General features: G+C 71.9%; 13 protein-coding genes and 1 pseudogene. 4 read left to right on the top strand and 10 right to left on the bottom strand.

All coding sequences use genetic code 11. The features are described from left to right. Nucleotides 1-21: 21 nt before the first annotated feature. The 3 genes from P1P75_RS28040 to P1P75_RS28030 all read right to left on the bottom strand — a co-directional run bounded on the left by P1P75_RS28040 (nt 22) and on the right by P1P75_RS28030 (nt 2,715). Entirely contained in the window at nt 22-1,002 is a 981-nt protein-coding gene (locus tag P1P75_RS28040; protein WP_319260393.1) for a nucleoside triphosphate pyrophosphohydrolase, read from the bottom strand. Nucleotides 1,003-1,091: 89 nt separating this feature from the next. Further along, complete coding sequence (locus tag P1P75_RS28035) at nt 1,092-1,742, bottom strand: SurA N-terminal domain-containing protein (RefSeq protein ID WP_319260391.1); 651 nt, start codon at nt 1,740-1,742, stop codon at nt 1,092-1,094. Between the two features lie 142 nt (nt 1,743-1,884). Further along, the gene (locus P1P75_RS28030; RefSeq protein ID WP_319260388.1) at nt 1,885-2,715 is read right to left on the bottom strand and encodes a glycoside hydrolase domain-containing protein; all 831 of its coding nucleotides are present in this window, start codon (nt 2,713-2,715) and stop codon (nt 1,885-1,887) included. 237 nt (nt 2,716-2,952) lie between these two features. Between P1P75_RS28030 and P1P75_RS28025 the strand changes: the two genes are divergently transcribed. Beyond that, nucleotides 2,953-3,342, top strand: coding sequence for a hypothetical protein (locus P1P75_RS28025; RefSeq protein ID WP_319260385.1), 390 nt, complete (start codon nt 2,953-2,955; stop codon nt 3,340-3,342). A gap of 90 nt (nt 3,343-3,432) precedes the next feature. On the opposite strand, the gene P1P75_RS28020 is transcribed toward P1P75_RS28025, so the two are convergent. After that, a complete protein-coding gene (locus tag P1P75_RS28020) occupies nt 3,433-4,152 on the bottom strand; it encodes an HNH endonuclease family protein (protein ID WP_319260382.1) in 720 nt (239 codons plus the stop codon). A gap of 187 nt (nt 4,153-4,339) precedes the next feature. Between P1P75_RS28020 and P1P75_RS28015 the strand changes: the two genes are divergently transcribed. Then, nucleotides 4,340-4,519 carry an antitoxin gene (locus tag P1P75_RS28015; RefSeq protein WP_319260380.1) on the top strand — a complete coding sequence of 60 codons (180 nt, stop codon included), beginning with the start codon at nt 4,340-4,342 and terminating at the stop codon, nt 4,517-4,519. Between the two features lie 106 nt (nt 4,520-4,625). Here P1P75_RS28015 and mfd read toward each other — a convergent pair whose 3' ends face one another. From mfd to P1P75_RS28000, 3 genes are all read right to left on the bottom strand, one after another. Continuing rightward, nucleotides 4,626-8,156, bottom strand: a complete 3,531-nt coding sequence (mfd, locus tag P1P75_RS28010; RefSeq protein WP_319260377.1) for a transcription-repair coupling factor — start codon at nt 8,154-8,156, stop codon at nt 4,626-4,628. 241 nt (nt 8,157-8,397) lie between these two features. Then, nucleotides 8,398-10,977 (bottom strand): FtsX-like permease family protein, encoded by a 2,580-nt coding sequence (locus tag P1P75_RS28005; protein ID WP_319260375.1) that lies wholly within the window; start codon nt 10,975-10,977, stop codon nt 8,398-8,400. Next, nucleotides 10,974-11,747, bottom strand: coding sequence for an ABC transporter ATP-binding protein (locus tag P1P75_RS28000; RefSeq protein WP_319260396.1), 774 nt, complete (start codon nt 11,745-11,747; stop codon nt 10,974-10,976). Before P1P75_RS28000 ends, P1P75_RS28005 begins: the two co-directional genes overlap by 4 nt. Before the next feature lie 519 nt (nt 11,748-12,266). Between P1P75_RS28000 and P1P75_RS27995 the strand changes: the two genes are divergently transcribed. Then, nucleotides 12,267-13,778 carry an MFS transporter gene (locus P1P75_RS27995; RefSeq protein ID WP_319260372.1) on the top strand — a complete coding sequence of 504 codons (1,512 nt, stop codon included), beginning with the start codon at nt 12,267-12,269 and terminating at the stop codon, nt 13,776-13,778. Nucleotides 13,779-13,996: 218 nt separating this feature from the next. On the opposite strand, the gene P1P75_RS27990 is transcribed toward P1P75_RS27995, so the two are convergent. The 3 genes from P1P75_RS27990 to P1P75_RS27980 form a co-directional block, all read right to left on the bottom strand. Beyond that, nucleotides 13,997-14,866: a cellulose-binding protein gene (locus P1P75_RS27990; protein ID WP_319260370.1), complete on the bottom strand. Its 870-nt coding sequence runs from the start codon at nt 14,864-14,866 to the stop codon at nt 13,997-13,999. 228 nt (nt 14,867-15,094) lie between these two features. Further along, complete coding sequence (locus P1P75_RS27985) at nt 15,095-17,764, bottom strand: SUKH-4 family immunity protein (RefSeq protein WP_319260367.1); 2,670 nt, start codon at nt 17,762-17,764, stop codon at nt 15,095-15,097. Nucleotides 17,765-17,771: 7 nt separating this feature from the next. After that, entirely contained in the window at nt 17,772-18,785 is a 1,014-nt protein-coding gene (locus tag P1P75_RS27980; RefSeq protein WP_319260364.1) for an SMI1/KNR4 family protein, read from the bottom strand. Nucleotides 18,786-19,085: 300 nt separating this feature from the next. Between P1P75_RS27980 and P1P75_RS27975 the strand changes: the two are divergent. Then, nucleotides 19,086-19,327: pseudogene (locus P1P75_RS27975) on the top strand (hypothetical protein); the annotation flags it as partial.

Here is a 19,327-nt window from a genome sequence, read left to right as displayed (position 1 = left end):
GTTTTGTATAAGACCACTCCCCTACTCCCCCACTCCCTCGGCCGCCCGGATCGCGTCTCGGTAGGTGCGGGCCGCTGCCCGCAGGGCCGCTTCCGGGTCGACGCCCTCCGCCTCGGCTCGGGCCGCCAGGGCCAGGAGGTCGTAGCCGAGGCCTTCCGATGCCGGGAGCGGTACGTCCAGGTGGGCCGAGCGGACTCGCGAGGCGAGCTTCGCGGCCAGGGCGAGGCCCGGCTGGTGGAGGGGGATGCCGTCGGTGACCGACTCGCGCCCCTTCTCGACCGCCTTCGTGCGCATCCAGTGCTCCTTGACCTCCTCGGGGGTGGTCGCGGTGGCGTCGCCGAAGACGTGCGGGTGGCGGTGGATGAGCTTGGTGACGATGGTGCCGGCCACGTCGTCGACGGAGAACGGGGCCTCCTCGTCCTCCTCGGCGATACGGGCGTGGAAGACGACCTGGAGGAGGACGTCGCCGAGTTCCTCGCGCAGCGCGTCGCGGTCGCCGTCCTCGATCGCCTCGACCAGTTCGTACGCCTCCTCGATGCCGTACTTGGCCAGGCCCTCGTGGGTCTGCCGGGAGGACCAGGGGCATTCGGCGCGGATGCGGTCCATGACCTGGACGAGGTCGAGGAGGCGGGCGCCGGGGAGGTCGTAGGAGGCGGGGAGCAGCTCCAGGTCGGGCATGGACACGCGGCCGGAGCCGGCCAGCCGGGCCAGGCCGTCCGTCAGGGCGGGCTCGCCCTCACCGGTCGCCACCACGACGACCGTGCGGCCGCCGGCGCAGGCGGAGAGCAGCTCCTCGGCGGTCGGGGAGGTCTCCGCCACCTCTATACCGGCCTCGCGCAGATACGGCAGCTGCGGATGGGCGCCGTCCGCGCACAGGACACGGTCGGCCTCGCGCAGGGCCTGCCAGGCGGGCCAGGACAGCAGGCCGGGGGCGACCCGGTGGCTGGTGGTGAGCAGGACGACACGGCCGGGGGCGCCGCCTTCGGGACTGGTTGCGTTCACGCTCCGAACGTAACCCACCCGCCGACAGCCCTCGAAGTCGTCCGAAGTCGTCCGAAGTCGTCCAGGGGCCGACCGGGACCGCCGTACCGTCAGGCGCTCTGCGGGAGCTCTGGCGGCGTCGTCACGTCACGGACCCACGGCGTCTTCGCGTCGACGCGGCTGACCTTCTGGACGTCCCAGTCGCCATAGCGCGGGTTGAGGTCGACGTCGAGTTCCGTGGACGCCTTCGACAGCGCGTTCCAGAACTCGGGCCGGCTGGTGTCGGTGCCGAGCCGCGCGGCGAGCTTCTGGGCCTCCAGCTGGAGGCGGAGGTTCTCGTCGAGGCGCTGGGGCGGGATGCCGTACTGCTGGAGCCAGGTGGTCTCCAGGCCCTTCGCGCCGCCCGCCTGCTGTTCCAGGCCGGCCCGCATGGCCTGGACCTCCTTGCGGCTCACGGTGATGCCCGCGTCCTGGGCGGCGCGGTGCAGCACCTGGTCGAGGACCATGCCGTGCAGGGTGTCGCGGGCGAGGGTGCCGGTGCGGGCGATGGCCTGCGCGTACTGGACGTCGTCGGTGACGGCGGCGCGCTGGGCCTCGCGCACCTCGTTCACCCGCCCCTCCAGCTGCGAGACGGTGATCCGCTGGCCGCCGACGACGGCCGCCGCTCCGGGGTGGGCCTCGTTGCCGCAGGCCGTGAGGAGGGGGCCCGCCGCGACGATCGCGGCGGACAGCAGAAGCGCGGTGCGACGGCGGCGGTGCAAGGAAGCCTCCCGAGGAGATTGTGCGGCGGTGCACAAAGTCTTGCGGTGATCGATGTTAGGCAGTGGGGCGGCTGGGGCCAACCCATTGGACCAACGATTCACCAGGACTTCTGGCACCGCCGCGCCCGCACCCGTACGAGGGTCAGCCCACGAGGGCTACCGGAGCGTCCCAGGCGTTGCGGTCCACGGTGATCGTGTAACCGCCGCGGGTCTCCTTGCTGTTGACCATGTACTGGTGGCCGCGGCTGTGGTTGGTGTACAGCTTCGGGTCCCAGGGCCAGTCCGCGGTGGTGGTGTACTGCTTGTCCCACAGCGCGTACCAGAGGTTGCCCGGCAGGTCCGTCCTGTTCGTCGCGGTGGCGATCGCCTTGGCGCTGGAGCTGCTGAAGCCGTAGTAGCCGGCCCGGTAGGTCTTGGCGCGCAGGGTCTTGGTGAAGGAGCGGACGTACGTCAGCACGGCGTCGTTGCACGCCTTGTTCGTGATGTCGTACGGCTCCATGTCGAGGTAGACGGGGCTGCCGGCCTTCATGCCGAGCGCGGCGGCCTTGGCGACGGCGTCATTGGCGTTGCTCACGCCGAGGGAGGCCGCGGTGGCGGCGGTGAACTTCTCCGGGTTGCTGCTCGTCTGGCAGGGCGGCTGGGCGCCGACGTAGAGCGGGATCAGCTTCCAGCCGAGGGTGTTGACCGACTTCACCCAGGACGCGGTGAGGTTGGGCTGGGCGCAGCCACGGTTCTTGCCGCCGATGTAGACGGCGGCGCCGCTGTAGTACCCCTCGGTCTTCCATGCCTTCATGGCAGCCAGCGAGGGTGCGGTGCAGGCGTCGAAGGCCCGGCCGGTGTAGGTCTTCTGGGCGGGCCAGGTGGTGGCCGCCATCGAGTTCTGCGCGGCGATCCCGGCCCCGGCGAGAACGGCGGCGCCGGCCACTCCCCAGGTGATGTATCTGCGCTTCCTGGACTGCCGGTGCTCGGCCATCCCCACCCCATCGGTCGTCTCGGTCGTCTGCGCGTGTACAGCCGGAATCCCGGCGTACGGGCGTGTGTCTGTGTGTGGATCCCCCTGAATCGAACGCACCGTACCGCGCGGGGGTCCGCGGCCGGGAAACCCGGGCCTCTCACCGGGCCATGATTCGCTCATGTCACAGTAGGACAGGGAGGTCCGGGCGGGCACAGACGTGGCCTAATCTTGCTCCCTGGCTACTTGGGGGGCGACATGACGACAGTGATGACGGGTTCGGAGAAGCGGCTCGAGGCGGGCTGGTTCCAGCGGATCGGCTGGGTGGCCCTGGCCTGGTTCTCCTTCGGCCTGCTGGCGTGGGTGCCGTTCCTGTATGTGGCGATCCGCCGCGGCCGGTCCTCGGACTGGGTCGCCTTCGGCGCGTTCGCGCTGTACGAGTGCGTGACCGTGCCGTGGATGGCGACGGACGACAGCCCGGACGGGGACGAGTACATGGGTCTCGCCATCCTGGTGACGCTGGCGACGGCGGCCTGCATGCTGCTGTGGGGCATGTTCGACAAGCGGATCCTGACGATGCCGGCGATGGCGTACGGGGCGCCCGGCCCGCAGGGGCACTATCAGCAGGGGTATCCGTACGGCCGGTAGTCGCCGAAGCCGGCGCCGAAGCCGTCGGCACGCGGACGGGCCCGCGGGTCGGAGCCGGTCGGGGGCGGGTGCCGCGGCCGGGCCACCCGCTCAGTTGGCGTGGAAGCGTTCCGGCGCCGTCGTCGGGTTGCCGCCCGTGGGGAGTTTCTGGGCGGGGCAGCCGGAGAGGACCTTCTCCATGGCGGCCTGCTCGGCGGCGGTGACCCACAGTCCGTACTTCTTCTTCACCGCGACCTGCGCCGCCACGTACGGGCACCGGTAGGCCTTGTTGGGCGGCAGCCAGGTCGCCGTGTCGCCGTCCCCCTTGGCACGGTTGGTGCTCGCGTCCACGGCCAGCAGGTTGAGGGGGTCGTTGGCGAGGGCGATGCGCTTGCTCGCGTCCCAGTACTTGGCGCCCTTCTGCCAGGCGTCGGACAGCGCGACGACATGGTCTATGTCGACCTGACTGCTGCCGCGCCGGTAGGTCACGTCCTTGCCGGAATAGGGATCCGACTCCAGCACGCCGTACGACACCTTGCAGCTGCCGCCGGTGAACCGGACACTCTCCAGGTCCCGTTTGAGGATGTCGTCGCGGGTCCCACAATTGTTGGAGTCGGTGTCGGCCCAGGCGGTGCCGAACCTGTCCCGGTCGTAACCGGTGCGTGGTGCCCGCCCCTTCACGGTGAGCGACCGGGCGGCCGTGAGGGCCGCTTCCCCGCCCTCGGTCCTGTCGGGTCCGGCGGAGCCGGTGCCGGTGACCTGGTCGGTGCAGCCGGTCATGGCGCAGACCAGTACGACGGCGGTCGCCGCCCCACCCCTCAGACGCTTCACGCGTCCCCTCCCCTGCTCGGCCGCCGCCACCCCGCACAGGGCGTTTTCCCCGGCCTGACTCGCGTACACCGTAGGCGAGGGGCGCACGGGGGCGGTACGGGAGGTCCAGGCCTCCGCGACCTCAAGTGGGCATACGACACAAGCCGGGCATACCGTGGGAGGTAGTCACCTCCGGAGGGAGCTGCGCATGGGCATCTTCGACAAGATCAAGAACCATCGGGACAAGGCCAAGGGCGTGTCCGACGCTGCCGAGAAGAAGGTCAACGAGAAGACCGGCAACAAGTACGAGTCCCAGGTCGACACCGGGCAGCAGCAGCTGCACCGGCGGATGGGCATCGACGAGGACCGGCCGCCCGAGCAGCCGTAGCCCGACGCAGCCGTAGCCCGAAGCAGCCGTAGAGCCACCCTGGCCGTCCGCGGAGCGGAGCCTCCCGCGGACGGCCTCACCATGCCCTACGGCCTGGGCCGCGGCCCTAGCCCAGCACCGTCACCAGGAACTCGCCCACCCAGCCGAGCAGTTCGCGCCCCACCACCGGCTTGCCGCCCATCTTGGCGGGCTTGGGGCGGGGTACGAGGAGCTGGTGCGCGGCCGGCTTGATGACCGACCCCGGATACACCCGCTTGAGCCGCAGCTCCTGCGACTCGCGCAACTCCACCGGCGCGAACCGGATGTTGTTGCCCTGGAGCACGATCTCCCCGACCCCGCAGGACCGGGCCAGCATCCGCAGCCCGGCCACCAGCAGCAGGTTCTCCACCGGCTCGGGCAACTTGCCGTAGCGGTCGACGAGTTCCGCGCGTACGGCCTTGACGTCCTCCTCGGAGTTGGCCGAGGCGATGGCCCGGTAGGCCTGGAGGCGCAGCCGCTCGCCGGGGGCGTAGTCGTGCGGGACGTGCGCGTCGACGGGCAGCTCGATCTTGACCTCGAGGGGTGCCTCCTCCTCGATCTCCCCCGTCTCCAGCTGACGCCGGTAGTCCGCGACGGCCTCGCCGACCATGCGGATGTACAGGTCGAAGCCGACGCCCGCGATGTGCCCGGACTGTTCGCCGCCGAGGAGGTTGCCCGCGCCGCGGATCTCCAGGTCCTTCATCGCGACGTACATGCCCGCGCCCATCTCGGTGTGCTGGGCGATGGTCGCGAGGCGCTCGTGGGCCGTCTCCGTGAGCGGCTTCTCCGGCGGGTACAGGAAGTAGGCGTAACCGCGTTCGCGCCCGCGGCCCACGCGGCCGCGCAGCTGGTGCAGCTGGGACAGGCCGAAGTTGTCACCGCGCTCGACGATCAGCGTGTTGGCGTTGGAGATGTCGATGCCGGACTCGACGATCGTCGTCGAGACGAGCACGTCGAACCGCTTCTCCCAGAAGTCGACGACGACCTGCTCCAGCGCGGCCTCCGACATCTGGCCGTGCGCGGTCGCGATGCGCGCCTCGGGCACGATCTCGCGCAGCCTCGCCGCCGCCCGGTCGATCGACTCGACCCGGTTGTGGATGTAGAAGACCTGGCCCTCGCGCAGCAGTTCGCGGCGGACGGCGGCACCGATCTGCCGCTCCTCGTAGGGCCCGACGAAGGTGAGAACCGGGTGGCGCTCCTCCGGGGGCGTGGTGATCGTCGACATCTCGCGGATGCCCGTCACCGCCATCTCCAGGGTGCGCGGGATGGGCGTGGCCGACATCGTCAGTACGTCGACGTTGGCCCGCAGCTTCTTCAGCTGTTCCTTGTGCTCGACGCCGAAGCGCTGCTCCTCGTCGACGATGACGAGGCCGAGGTCTTTGAACCTGGTCTCCGAGGAGAACAGCCGGTGGGTGCCGATGACGACGTCCACGGAGCCCTCGTGCAGGCCCTCCAGGACCGCCTTGGCCTCCGTGTCGGACTGGAAGCGGGACAGCGCCTTCACCTTCACCGGGAACTGCGCGTACCGCTCGCTGAACGTGCCGAAGTGCTGCTGCACCAGCAGCGTGGTGGGGACCAGGACGGCGACCTGCTTGCCGTCCTGGACGGCCTTGAAGGCGGCGCGGACGGCGATCTCCGTCTTGCCGTAGCCGACGTCGCCGCAGATCAGGCGGTCCATGGGAACCGACTTCTCCATGTCGTCCTTGACCTCGGCGATGGTGGTGAGCTGGTCGGGCGTCTCCACGTACGGGAAGGCGTCCTCCAGCTCGCGCTGCCAGGGCGTGTCCGCGCCGAAGGCGTGCCCGGGGGCGGCCATGCGGGCGCTGTACAGCTTGATCAGGTCGGCGGCGATCTCCTTGACGGCCTTCTTCGCGCGCGCCTTGGTCTTCGTCCAGTCGGCGCCGCCGAGGCGGTGCAGGGTGGGTGCCTCGCCACCGACGTACTTGGTGATCTGTTCCAGCTGGTCGGTGGGGATGTAGAGACGGTCGCCGGGCTGGCCGCGCTTGGCGGGGGCGTACTCCACGACCAGGTACTCGCGGGTGGCGGCCTGGACCGTGCGCTGCACCATCTCGATGTAGCGGCCCACGCCGTGCTGCTCGTGGACGATGTAGTCGCCCGCCTCCAGGGTGAGCGGGTCGATCGTCTTCCTGCGGCGCGCGGGCATCCGGGCGCCGTCCTTGCCGGCCGCCTTCTGGCCGGTCAGATCGGTCTCCGTCAGGACGACGAGGTCGAGCGCCGGATCGATGAAGCCGTGGTCGATCGAGCCGCAGGAGACGTGCACCAGGGAGCGGGTCAGCTCGGTCAGGTCGGTGTCCAGGCGGGCCGGAACGCCCTCGTTGCCGAGCACCTCGGCCGTGCGGGCGGCCGTGCCGTGGCCCTCGGTGACGAAGACGACGCGCCGGCCCTCGGCCAGCCAGCCCTTGGTGTCGGCGAGGGCCTTCGCCGTGTCGCCCCGGTAGGCCTCGGGGGCGTGCATGGCCAGCTTGAGGGTGTCCGCCTCCAGCTCCACGTCGGCGGCGAAGGGGGACACCGACCACCACATCATGTCCAGCTCGCGCGCCCGGTCGCGCACGTCGGCGAGGGACCACAGGGAGGCCGCGCCGACGTCGATGGGGGCCTCTCCGCCGCCCGCGGTGGCCGCCCAGGACGCCTGGAGGAACTCCTGGCTCGTCGCCACCAGGTCCGAGGCGCGCGTGCGGACCCGCTCGGGGTCGCAGACGACGGCCATCGACCCCTTGGGCAGCACGTCGAGCAGCAGCTCCATGTCGTCGACCAGGACGGGTGCGAGGGACTCCATGCCCTCCACGGCGATGCCCTCCGCGATCCTGCCGAGCAGGTCGCCCAGCTCGGGGTGTTGTTCGGCGAGGGCACGCGCGCGGGCGCGGACCTCGTCGGTGAGGAGCAGCTCGCGACAGGGGGGCGCCCACAGCCCGTGCTCGGCGACCTCCAGCGAGCGCTGGTCGGCGACCTTGAAGTAGCGGATCTCCTCGACGTCGTCGCCCCAGAACTCGACGCGCAGGGGGTGTTCCTCGGTGGGCGGGAACACGTCCAGGATGCCGCCGCGTACGGCGAACTCGCCGCGCTTCTCGACCAGCTCCACGCGCGCGTACGCGGCTGCGGCGAGGGCTTCCACGATCTCGTTCAGGTCGGCGGTCAGGCCGCCCCTCAGGGCCACCGGCTCCAGGTCACCGAGGCCCTTGACCTGCGGCTGGAGCACCGAGCGGACCGGCGCCACGATGACGGAGACCGGCCCGGTCTCGGGGTCGTCGGCGCGCGGGTGGGCCAGTCGGCGCAGGACGGCGAGGCGGCGGCCCATGGTGTCGCTGCGGGGGCTGAGGCGCTCGTGCGGGAGCGTCTCCCAGGAGGGGTACTCCACGACGCCGTCCGGGGGCAGGAGCGTACGCAGGGCGGCCGCCAGGTCCTCCGCCTCCCGGCCGGTCGCCGTGACCGCGAGGACCGTGCGGGTGGTCTCCCTCGCGAGGGCGGCGATCGTGAAGGGGCGGGCGGCAGGGGGGCCGACGAGGTCGATGTGCATGCGGTTGCCGTCGGCGGCCGCGGGGATCGCTTCCGCGAGGGCGGGGTCCTTGACTACGGCGTCGAGCAGACCGTGCAGGCTCATGGAGGGGGTTTTCCGTCCGGGGGTCCGAGGTGGGTGGTGTGGGAGGTGGTCCGGGCTGGCGGCAACGCGAAGGGCCCGGCACGTGTCACGGGCCGGGGGTGTCCAGGGTACGACTTGGCCAGGCGCTGTGCCCGGGCTGGGAGGTTCTGGGGCAGACTCGAAGGGAACTGACCCGGAAGACGAATGAGCCGGCGCCGAAGAGCACGGTGGCTCCTCGGCGCCGGCTTTTCCGACCGGGAGGTCAGTCCGTCGCGATCGCGTTCAGGACATTCATCCGGCCTGCCCGGAACGCCGGGATCAGTGCGGCGAAGAGGCCCACGAAGGCCGAGGCGATGAAGACACCGATGATCGTCGGCCACGGGATGTCGAGGACGGTCAGACCCTCCAGCGCGAGGAGCTGCTGAGCCGTGGCGCCCCAGCCCATGCCCAGGCCGAGGCCGAGCAGCGCACCGAAGAGGGCGATGACGACCGACTCCAGTCGGATCATGCGCCGTAGCTGCCGGCGCGAGAGGCCGATCGCCCGCATGAGGCCGATCTCCCGGGTGCGTTCGACCACCGACAGGGCGAGGGTGTTCACCACGCCGAGGACGGCCACGATGATCGCGAGGGCGAGGAGGCCGTAGATCAGGTTCAGCAGCTGGCCGATCTGGTCCTTGAGGGCTTCCTTGTAGTCGGTCTGGTCGCGGACGGTGTACTGCGGGTAGTCGTGCAGTGCGGACTTCAGCGCGGTGTAGGCGGCCTCCTGCTGGCCTTCCTTCGCCGTGGCGAAGACGAGCTGGTCGAGCGGCATCTTCTCGGCCGGCACGTACGTGGCGACGGTCGCGATGGAGGCGTACATGGCGCCCTTGTCGATGAGGACGTCGTCGCTGGTGATCGCGCGAACGGTGAGGGCGGCGGAGGTGCCGTCCTTGAACGCGACCTGGACCTTGGAGCCGATCGTCAGGCCGTGCTCGGCGGCGAAGCCCTCGAAGACGGACATGGAGTCGGGCTTGTACGCGTCGGCGAGCTTGCCCGCCACCGTCTCGGTGGTGAGGTCGGTGGCGTAGGTCGGGTCGGCGGCGTTGACGGTCTCGCCCTTGGACGTCTTGCCGTCCGGGGTCGTCAGGTCGGCGTCGATGACCTTGTACTCGGTGACCCGTTCCAGGCCGGGCGTCGCCTTGACGGCCTGCGCGGCCTGCGGGGTGATCAGCTGGCCCTCGTCGTTCTGGATGATGAAGTCGGTGCCGACGGTTTTGTCGAGCTGGCCGGTGGCGGAGGCGACCATGGAGGAGCCGACCACCGACAGGCACGCGACCAGGGCGAGCCCGATCATCAGGGCGGCGCCGGTGGCGCCGGTGCGGCGCGGGTTGCGCAGGGCGTTGCGCTCCGCCATCCGGCCGACGGGGCCGAAGGCCCGCAGCACGACCGCGCCGAGCACCCGGACCAGGCCGCCGGCGAGCAGCGGGCCGATCACCACGAACCCGATCAGGCTCAGGACGACGCCCAGGCCGAGCCAGAGGGAGCCTTCGCTCGCCTTGTCGGCGGCGGAGGCGAGGTAGAGGCCGAACACGCCGCCACCGGTGAGGAGCAGTCCGAGCACGGCCCGTACGACACCGGCCTTGGCGTCGGCGGGGGCGCCGGCGTCGCGCAGCGCGGCCATCGGGGAGACCTTGCCGGCGCGGCGGGCGGGCAGGTAGGCGGCGAGGACGGTGACGACGACGCCGAGGACCAGGCCGATGACCGGGGTCGTCCAGGCCACCGTGAGGTCGTCGGTGGACAGGTTCATGCCGGTCATGCTCATGAGCTTCATCAGGCCGACGGCGATGCCGACGCCCGCGCCGACGCCGAGGACGGAGCCGACGACACCGAGCAGCAGGGCCTCGGCCAGGACCGAGCGGTTGACCTGCTTGCGGCTGGAGCCGATGGCCCGCATCAGGCCGATCTCCCGGGTGCGCTGGGCGACCAGCATGGAGAAGGTGTTGATGATCAGGAAGATGCCGACGAGGAAGGCGATCCCGGCGAAGCCGAGCATCGCGTACTTCATCACGTTCAGGAACTCTCCGACTTCCTGCTGGTTGGCGTCGGCGGTCTCCTTGGCGGTCTGCACCTTGTAGTCGCCGCCGAGCGCGGCCGTGACGTTCTGCTTCAACCGGTCGTCGCTCACCCCGGCCGCGGCCGTGACATTGACGTTGGTGAACACGTCGGACTCGCCGACCAGGATGTCCTGCGCGGCCTTGGTGTCGAGGTAGAAGATCGCCGCGCCGGGGTTGGTGACCTGGAAGGCGGTGACGCCGGAGATCTTCGCGGTGTGCGTGCCGACGGCGCTGATCACGCCGATCTCGTCGCCGACCTTCAGGCCGTGCTTGTCCGCGGTGTCCGCGTCGACCATGATCTGCCCGGAGTTCCGGGGCGCCGCACCTTCGGTGATCTTCATGGTGCGGGCTTCGTTGGCGTTCCAGTTGCCGACGATGGTGGGGCCGCCGCCGGAGGGCGACAGACTGTCCTTGTCGGCGTCGACGACGGTCACGGAGGTGGAGAAGACAGCCCCCTCCGCCGACTTCACGCCCTGCGCCTGACGGACCTTGCCGACCACGTCGGCCGGCATGACCGGCGGCTTGCCGTTGCCGGAGGTCGTCTCACCGGTGTCGGAGGCGCCCTTCGCGCTCACCGTCACATCGGAGGAGGTGGCCGCGAACAGCTTGTCGAAGGTGGTGTTCATGGTGTCGGTGAACACCAGCGTCCCGCAGACGAAGGCCACCGACAGCAGCACGGCCACGGCCGACAGGGCCATGCGTCCCTTGTGCGCGAGGAAGTTGCGCATCGAGGTCTTCATGACGGTCATGACGTACGTCCCCGGGCGTCGAAGTCCTTCATGCGGTCCAGGACCTGCTCGGCCGTGGGCTGGTTCATCTCGTCGACGATGCGGCCGTCGGCGAGGTACAGGACGCGGTCGGCGTAGGAGGCGGCTACGGGATCGTGGGTGACCATGACGATGGTCTGGCCGAGTTCGTCCACGGAGCGGCGCAGGAAGCCCAGGACCTCCGCACCGGCCCGCGAGTCGAGGTTTCCGGTCGGCTCGTCGCCGAAGATGATCTCGGGGCGGGCGGCGAGGGCGCGCGCCACGGCGACGCGCTGCTGCTGGCCGCCGGAGAGCTGGGTGGGCCGGTGCTTGAGCCGGTCGGCCAGTCCGACCGTCTCGACGACCTGCTGCAGCCAGGCCTTGTCCGGCTTGCGGCCGGCGATGTCCATGGGCAGCGTGATGTTCTCCAGCGCGTTGAGCGTCGGCAGCAGGTTGAACGCCTGGAAGATGAACCCGATCCGGTCCCGGCGCAGTTGCGTCAGCTTCTTGTCCTTGAGCCCGGTGATCTCGGTCTCGTCCAGGTAGATCTGCCCGGACGTGACGGTGTCCAGGCCGGCGAGGCAGTGCATCAGGGTGGATTTGCCGGACCCCGAGGGGCCCATGATCGCGGTGAAGCGGCCACGGGCGATGTCCACGTCGACGTGGTCGAGGGCGACGACGCGGGTCTCCCCGGCCCCGTACGCCTTGACGACCTGCCGCGCTCGAGCGGCAACGGCCGTACTCCCTCCCGCCACCCGGCCGCCACCCCTCAACGAGGCGCTCCGCGCGGCACCTTCTGAATCGCCCCCGTGCCCGGGAATGGTTACAGCCGAAGTCACGGTGAATCTCCTATGTCGGAAGTCGGAAGTCGATGAGACGCGCGAAGTGCCGCGTCGGTGGGTGGTGCGAGGTGGTACGTCTTCGGTGCTACGTCGAAGAGTCTGTCGGCGCGACCGGGTGCGGCGCGCTGGTGCTCGGGCCCGTCTTCGAGGGGGGTTAACCCCACCTCCGGCCGGTGGGGTTGCCCGCCCCGGCGGCATAAAGCCAGGTTAAGTAGCGGGGTGGGCACTTCTCCTCCTCCGCCGGTACGAGCCCTCCCCCAGCCGTAGTACGGAGAGACCCCTAGGGGCTGTCCACCGGTGGGTGGAGTGAGCCTCGGGGTCGTGTCCACCCTCTGACCCGGTCAGGCTCCACCCTCCCCTCGCGTCAGGGTCAAGTGGGAAGCTGTCCGCGGCGATAGGTGCAAGGGGCACGGGACGCGGGAACGCGGGACGGACAGGGGTGGGCATCGGATGGGCGACATCGGACCCGCGACACGGGAAGCCGCCGAGGGCACGGCCACCGGGGACACCGGGAAGCGCGGCGCGGTCGTCGCCGCGCTGATGCTGTCCATGGCGCTGGCCGCGCTGGACTCCACGATCGTCTCCACCGCCGTACCGCAGATCGTCGGCGACCTCGGCGGGTTCTCCGTGTTCTCCTGGCTGTTCTCCGGTTACCTGCTCGCCGTCACGGTCACCCTGCCCGTCTACGGCAAGCTCTCCGACACCTTCGGCCGCAAACCCGTGCTGGTGGCCGGCGCGGTCCTCTTCCTGCTCGGCTCGCTGCTGTGCGCGCTCGCCTGGAACATGGGCGCGCTGATCGCGTTCCGTGTCGTGCAGGGCCTGGGCGGCGGCGCGTTGCAGGGCACCGTGCAGACCCTGGCCGCCGACCTCTACCCGCTGAGGGAACGCCCGAAGATCCAGTCCAGGCTATCCACGGTGTGGGCGGTGTCCGCGGTCGCGGGACCGGGCCTGGGCGGGCTGCTGGCGGCGTACGCGGACTGGCGGTGGATCTTCCTCGTCAACCTGCCCATCGGGGCGGTCGCGTTGTGGCTGATCGTGCGTCATCTGCACGAGCCGCAGCGGAAGTCACGGGCCCGCGCGCGGGTCGACTGGGCGGGCGCGCTGGCGGTGTTCGCGACCGGCGGGGTGCTGCTGACCGCCCTGGTGCAGGGCGGGGTGGCCTGGCCGTGGCTGTCGGCGCCGTCGCTCGCCCTGTTCGCCGGGGGTCTCGCCCTGGCCGGCCTCGTCGTGGTCATCGAGCGCCGGGCCGCCGAGCCGATCATCCCTGGCTGGGTGTGGCGCCGCCGTACGATCGCCGCGGTCAACCTCACGCTGGGCGCGCTGGGCCTGCTGATGGTGGCGCCCACGGTGTTCCTGCCGACGTACGCCCAGGCGGTGCTGGACCTGGATCCGGTGACGGCCGGGTTCGTGCTGTCGGTGTGGACGCTGAGCTGGCCGCTGTCGGCGGCCCTGAGTCAGCACGTGTACCGGCGTATCGGCTTCCGCGACACCGCCCTCCTCGGCATCGGCGCGGCGACGCTGATCCTGCTCGCGTTCCCCTTCCTGCCGTATCCGGGCGCGGCCTGGCAGCCGACACTGCTGATGCTGCTGCTCGGCGCGGCGCTCGGGCTGTTCCAGCTGCCGCTGATCGTCGGCGTGCAGTCGACGGTCGGCTGGTCGGAACGGGGCACCACCACGGCATCGGTCCTGTTCTGCCGTCAGAGCGGTCAGACGATCGGCGCCGCGCTGTTCGGGGCGGTGGCCAACGGGGTGCTGGCGGCGCGGCTGGGCGGCGCGGGCGACCTGGACTCCGTCGCCCGCGACCTGGAGGCGGGCGCCCCGGCGGAGGCGACCCGGCACGCGGTCGCGGAGGCCGTGCACGCCGTGTACCTGGGCGCGGCCGGCGCCGCCGCGCTCGCCTTCCTGGTACTGCTGTGCGTGGCCCCGCGCCGCTTCCCGGTACTGGGCGAACCCGACGACTGATCCCCGGCGCCGGGCGCCCCCGACGACTGATCCCCGGCGCCGGGCGCCCCGACCACCTGACGGCCCGCTCGGCACCCTCGCCTCGGGCCGCCGCAAGGCGGAGGAGCATCGGCACCGGTACGAGGCCGCCGAGGGCTGGATCCTGGCGGGGGCGGTGCGCAGGGGCGACTGACCGGAGGCGGCGGAAGCGGGCGCCCGTCCCACCGGCCTTCCCCGCGCTATTGCACGGTGCGCCCGGTGAGCGCGCTGAGGCTGCTGCGTACGTGGTCGATGTGTGCCTGTACGTCGTCCCACCGCTCGCCGTGCTCGCGCAGTACGCGTTCCGTGTCGCGCGCGAGGCGTTCCGCACGCGCGCGTGCCTCCGCCAGAAGTCCGGCGGCACGCGCCTGCGCCTCCTCCTGGCGTCGGCGGGCGGACTCCTCGGCCTCGGCGAACGCCTGTTTCGCCTCCGACAGCGCCGCCTCGGCGCGTGCCACCTGCCGCGCCTGGTGCGCGTCGAGCACGGCGGCCCGTTCGGCCTCCTCGCGTTCGGCGGCGGCCCACCTCTCGGCCTGGTCCTTCTCCCGGTCGGCGAGCAGGGCCGCCGTACGCCGGCGCATCTCGCGCAGGGCCGCGAGGGCCTCGCCCCGGTTCGCCTTCACCTCGCGCCGGGCGCCGATGCGCGTGTCGTCGGCCTCGGCGCGCGCCGCGAGCAGTTTCTGCCGGGCCCGTTCCGCGGCCTCCGCGCGCACCTCGTCCGCCCGCTCCCGCGCCGCCGCACGCACCGCGTCGGCGTCGGCCTCGGCCCGCGCGACGTGCTCCTCGGCCGCGCGCCGGGCGCCTTCGCGCACGGCCGCCGCCTCCTCCCGCGCGAGCTGGAAGATGCGCCGCGCACGCTCCCCGAGGCCGTCGTACGTCTGCGGCGCCAGCCGGCTCACGGCCTCCCGCAGCCGTACGGCCTCCGCCTCCATGTCCCTGGCCAGCACGGTCAGCCGGGCGGCCCGCTCCCAGGCGGCGTCCCGGTCGGCCGAGAGTGCGGCGGTGTACTCCTCGACCTGTTCGGGCCGGTAGCCGCGCCTGCGGACGGTCATGAAACCGGGTGGTGCCATAGAAGCGCTGATCACCTGGACCCCTCTCCACCAGACGGACGCGTAAGAGATGATTTCGCGCATATCTTGATGTATCGGGCGCAAGTGTTCATAACGCGACACTCCGCGAACAGGTCACGGTCGACCCTGGCCGGACACGCACACGAAAGGGCCGGACCCGGTCACACGACCGGGTCCGGCCCTCACCCGCACAGCCCTACCGGCACAGCCGTCAGCGGGAGGTACGCCTCACAGCAGGCCGTCCCACATCTCCTCCAGCAGCACCGACCACCAGCTCTCCGGCGAACCCAGCGCCGCCGGGTCCAGCGCCGCCAGCTGCGCCTGGAAGTCGACGGTCCAGCGGCCCGCCTGCTCCTGGTTCAGACCGAACCGCAGCCGCCACATCCGCCCCAGCAGCGCGAGACAGCGCGCGAACTCCGGCAGCCCGCTGTTCACGAACTGCGGCGGCACGGACGCCCCGCCCGGCCCCGCCTCCACCGGCACGGCGACGATGTTCGCCGTCCCGTACTGCACACACAGCGCCTTGCCGAAGTCGCTGCCCATCACGAGGTACGACCCCGCGTCCGCCGCCGGCTGCACACCCCGCTCCGCCGCCAGCTCCGCCAGCGTCGGCACGGGCCGCCCCGGCTGGGCCTGCGCCCAGAAGAACGGACCCAGGTCCATCGGCAGACCCGCCACCACCAGCGTGTGCGCCACGACCGGCGGCACACCCTGGCGGGACACGGCCGCCTGCTCGAACCGGAACACCCCCGGCCCGAAGGCCGCGGCCATCTCCTGCGCGATCGCCTCCGGCGGGATCGGCGGCGCGGGCTGCACCGGCTGCAACGGCGCCCGCACCGGGGCCGGACGCGCGGGACCATCGGCGACCTGATGCAACTCACCCTGGTGGGCCAGCAGTTGACGCATCCCCTGCTGCCGGCTCGCATGGTCCGTGCCGTACGGCGCGATGCTCGTGATCCGCGCCTGCGGCCACTGCTCGCGCATCATCCGCGCGCAGTAGGCCCCCGGCAGCTCGCACGACTCCAGCTCCGTGTGCAGCTCCAGCACCTGGTCCGGCGGCACGTTCATCGCCCGCAGCTCATGGAAGATCTGCCACTCCGGGTGCGGCGTACCCGGCGCCGAACGCCGGATCAGCTGCTGCTCCGACCCGTCGTGCGCCCGGTAGCGCAGCACGGCCTGATAGCCCGGCCCGACGGTCGGCTGCCCCTGCTGGGGATACCCGTACGCCTGAGGCTGCCCCGGTCCGGGCATACCCGGCGCAGGCATCGCGCCGGGCGGCATCCCACCGCCCGGGGGCATCCCGCCCGGCGGCATCGGCGGCTGCGGTGCGTGCGGCGTGTGCGGAGCGCTCGGCGCCGGCGGCGTGCCGGGGCCGCCAGGACCGGCCAGCATCGTCGCGGCATGGTGCGCGGCGCCCTGCGCCCCACCGGCGGACCCGTGGGCACCGGGCGCACCACCGGGCACACCGGGGGCGGCCGGAGGCTGCGGAGCACCAGGGGCACCCGGCGCGCCCGGCGGACCCGGCGGCTGGGGAGCACCCGGCGGCTGCGGCGCCCCCGGACCCATCTGGCTCGGGTCGGCGAACATCGTCGCGGCGTGGTGCACCCCACCCGGAGGCGTACCACCCGGCCGGCTCGGCGGGGCGGGCCGGTTCGGCCCACCAGGGGCACCCGGGGCGCCGGGAGCACGGGGAGCACCCGGCGCACCCGGACCCTCGGGACCCAGCGCCGACACCAACTGCGTAGGCACATAACCGCCCGCCGACGCACCCGGAGCACCCGGACCGGCGGCAGGCGCAGGCGTCGCACCCGGCCGCCCACCCGGCGCACCCGGCGCGCTCGGCGGAGGCGGGGGCGGCGCCCCTCCGACCCGCCGCCGCGGCGGCGGAGCCGCCTTGCTGGTGGCGGCATCGGCGATGTCCCCGGCGTTCGGCGCGAGCGACCGGGACGGCGTGCTCGGAGCAGCCGGACCGGCCGGCGGCTGCGGAACACCAGGCGGCTGCTGGCCGCCGTAGGACGACGCACCGGGCGCAGGTGTGCCCTGCGGACCGGGCGGGGGCGGTGGCGGAGTCGCCGGCCCACCCGAAACCGGCGCCGGAGGCGGCGGCGCGGGGGTGGAGGCCGGCGGCGGAGTCGGGGTGGGCGCACCCGGCCCGGCCGGGTGCTGGAGCGCCGGCGCGACCGTCGTGGACGGAAGCCCGCTGCCACCCGACATCAGCGCCGTCTTGGCGTCCGGCACGGACGTCGGCGGCGGCACGTCGTCGTCGTCGGAACCGCTCAACTGCGGCGCGAACACCGTCGCCGGCAGCGGTACGGAACGGTCGTCACCGGAATCGCCGTTGGTGTCCGTACCCGCCCAGGGCGTGGCCCCGGCAGGCGTGGGGGGCGGCGTCGGCGTCGGCACCCCCGCCTGCGTCCGGGGCAACGACTCATCAGCCGCCCCCGGAGCAGCAGCGGACGGAACCGCAGAAGGAGCCGCGGAAGCGGAAGGAGCGGCGGACGACGGAGAAGCAGCCGCCTCCCCGATCCCCAGCCGGTCCGCCGCCTCCTGCAACCACTCCGGCGGCGACAGCAGGAACGACGTCTGATTCAGATCCACCCGCGCCGCAGGCGCCGGCGCCGGCTCCGGTTCACCCTCCGGACGGCCGTACTCCTCCTCGTACCGGCGGACCACCTCGCCCACCGGCAGCGCCGGCCACAACGTGGCCTCACCACTGTCCCGGGCGAGCACCAGCCGCTGGCCGCCCCCGTCCGAACGCGGCCCCTCCGCCCGGTCCTCGGCCCACACCACGAACCCGAGCCCGAACTCGCGGACCCGCACCTCACGGTGCTGATAGGCCGGCACGTCCCCGTTGACCCACTCTTCACCGCGCTCCTGCGCCTGCGCGAACGTCACCATCGCCGGATCACTCCCCCACACCGACGGACGAAACAGAAGAACCGGCGGCAGCGGGAACGACCCGCGCGAAACCACCGTCCACCATCAGATTCGCCACCGTCTCCAACTCGGGCGGCCGCCCCGCCAACCGCGACAGGAAGGCATCGAAATCCTCACCGCACGGCAGCAGCAAACGCTCCACCCGCTCCGCCGGCGACCACGCCGGATCCACATCCCGCACATCGTCGTACGCGCAGAACCACACCGAGCCGATCCGCTCGCCCTTCACCTTCACGGCCAGCAGACCGCCCTGCACGAACGCGACCCCCAGGTAGTCCTTGGTCAGATGGTCACGCAGGCACTTGTTGACGTACACCAGGTCGTTGACCGCCGCCTCGTCGCGCACCGTGAAGAACGGCTGGTCCACCAGCAGCCCCAACTCCGCGTCCAGCGCCGGCCCCACCGGAGCACAACCGCCCGCGGCCTTCAGGAACGACCGATACGCGCCGGGCAACCGGTACCCGAGGTCCTCCTCGACCCCCTGCACCTGCTGCTCCGACACCGCCACACCCGACTTCGGCAGCCCGAAATGCGCCGGACGCGTCTCCTGCAACGGCCGCGTCCCACGCTTCGCCTGATCCACCACCGCCGTCACGATCCCACCGTGATGCCGCAGCAACGCCTTCACCTCGACCGGAACCAGCTCCAGCCGACGCGAACCCACCACGTGATGCCACGTCCAGCCGTGCGGCGTCGCCACACTGTCCACCGTGTCCCACAACTCATGCCCCGACGCCGACAACGCCGCGTTCGCCGACACGTAATCCGTCAGCCGCAACTCATCCACGCCGAAACCCTCCGGCGGCTCCGCGATCTCCGCGGCCGCACGGGCATAGGCCGAGAAATCCGGGTAGCCGTGCTCGTCCACCCGCACCCCTCTCGGGTGACGTGCGGCCCGGACCGGATCCGGAAAATGCACGACCTGCCCGGCGTAGGCCGCGTTCGGCGGCGCAGCTCGCTGCCCGAGCCGACCTGTCGTCATGGCGGTTGCCCCCTGCGGCACTCTGGACGGACCCCGGCCGCCGAATCCGCATCCGGACCCGACCACCACACTCCGTATCCGACTGTCTCCAACGGTCTCAGGCGCGCGTCAACCGCGCGCCACGCGGTGCCGACAGCCTATGCGGTACGACGACACCGGTCACCGGCCCTCCACTTCCGTGACCTGCCGTCACCCTGCCGTGACAGCCAGCCCCAACACGGGCGTGTCGCACCGCCCCAGCTTTCCCACACCCCACGCCATTTGGCACTCTGAGTCCTCCGGGGGATGCACGGGAGGGGAATGACGATCATGAACGCCACACAAACGGGACCGCACACCAGCCGCTCCGGCGACCCCCGCATCGGCTGGAGCAGCGACGAAACCCTCCACGCGCCCGTCCTCCGCCACCGCCGCGACGGCATACTCCCCACCGTCGCCGCCGCCCTCTCCGTCCGCGGCGCCACCCTCACCGGCACCGCCGCCCGCGGCGACGGTGGGGAGTATGCCGTCGCGGCGGTGGCGGAGGACGGGCGCGTGGAGGG

It is taken from the genome of Streptomyces sp. ID05-39B (genome assembly GCF_033794725.1).
GTDB lineage: Bacteria > Actinomycetota > Actinomycetes > Streptomycetales > Streptomycetaceae > Streptomyces > Streptomyces bobili.
This window is presented reverse-complemented; position numbering and strand designations above follow the sequence as displayed.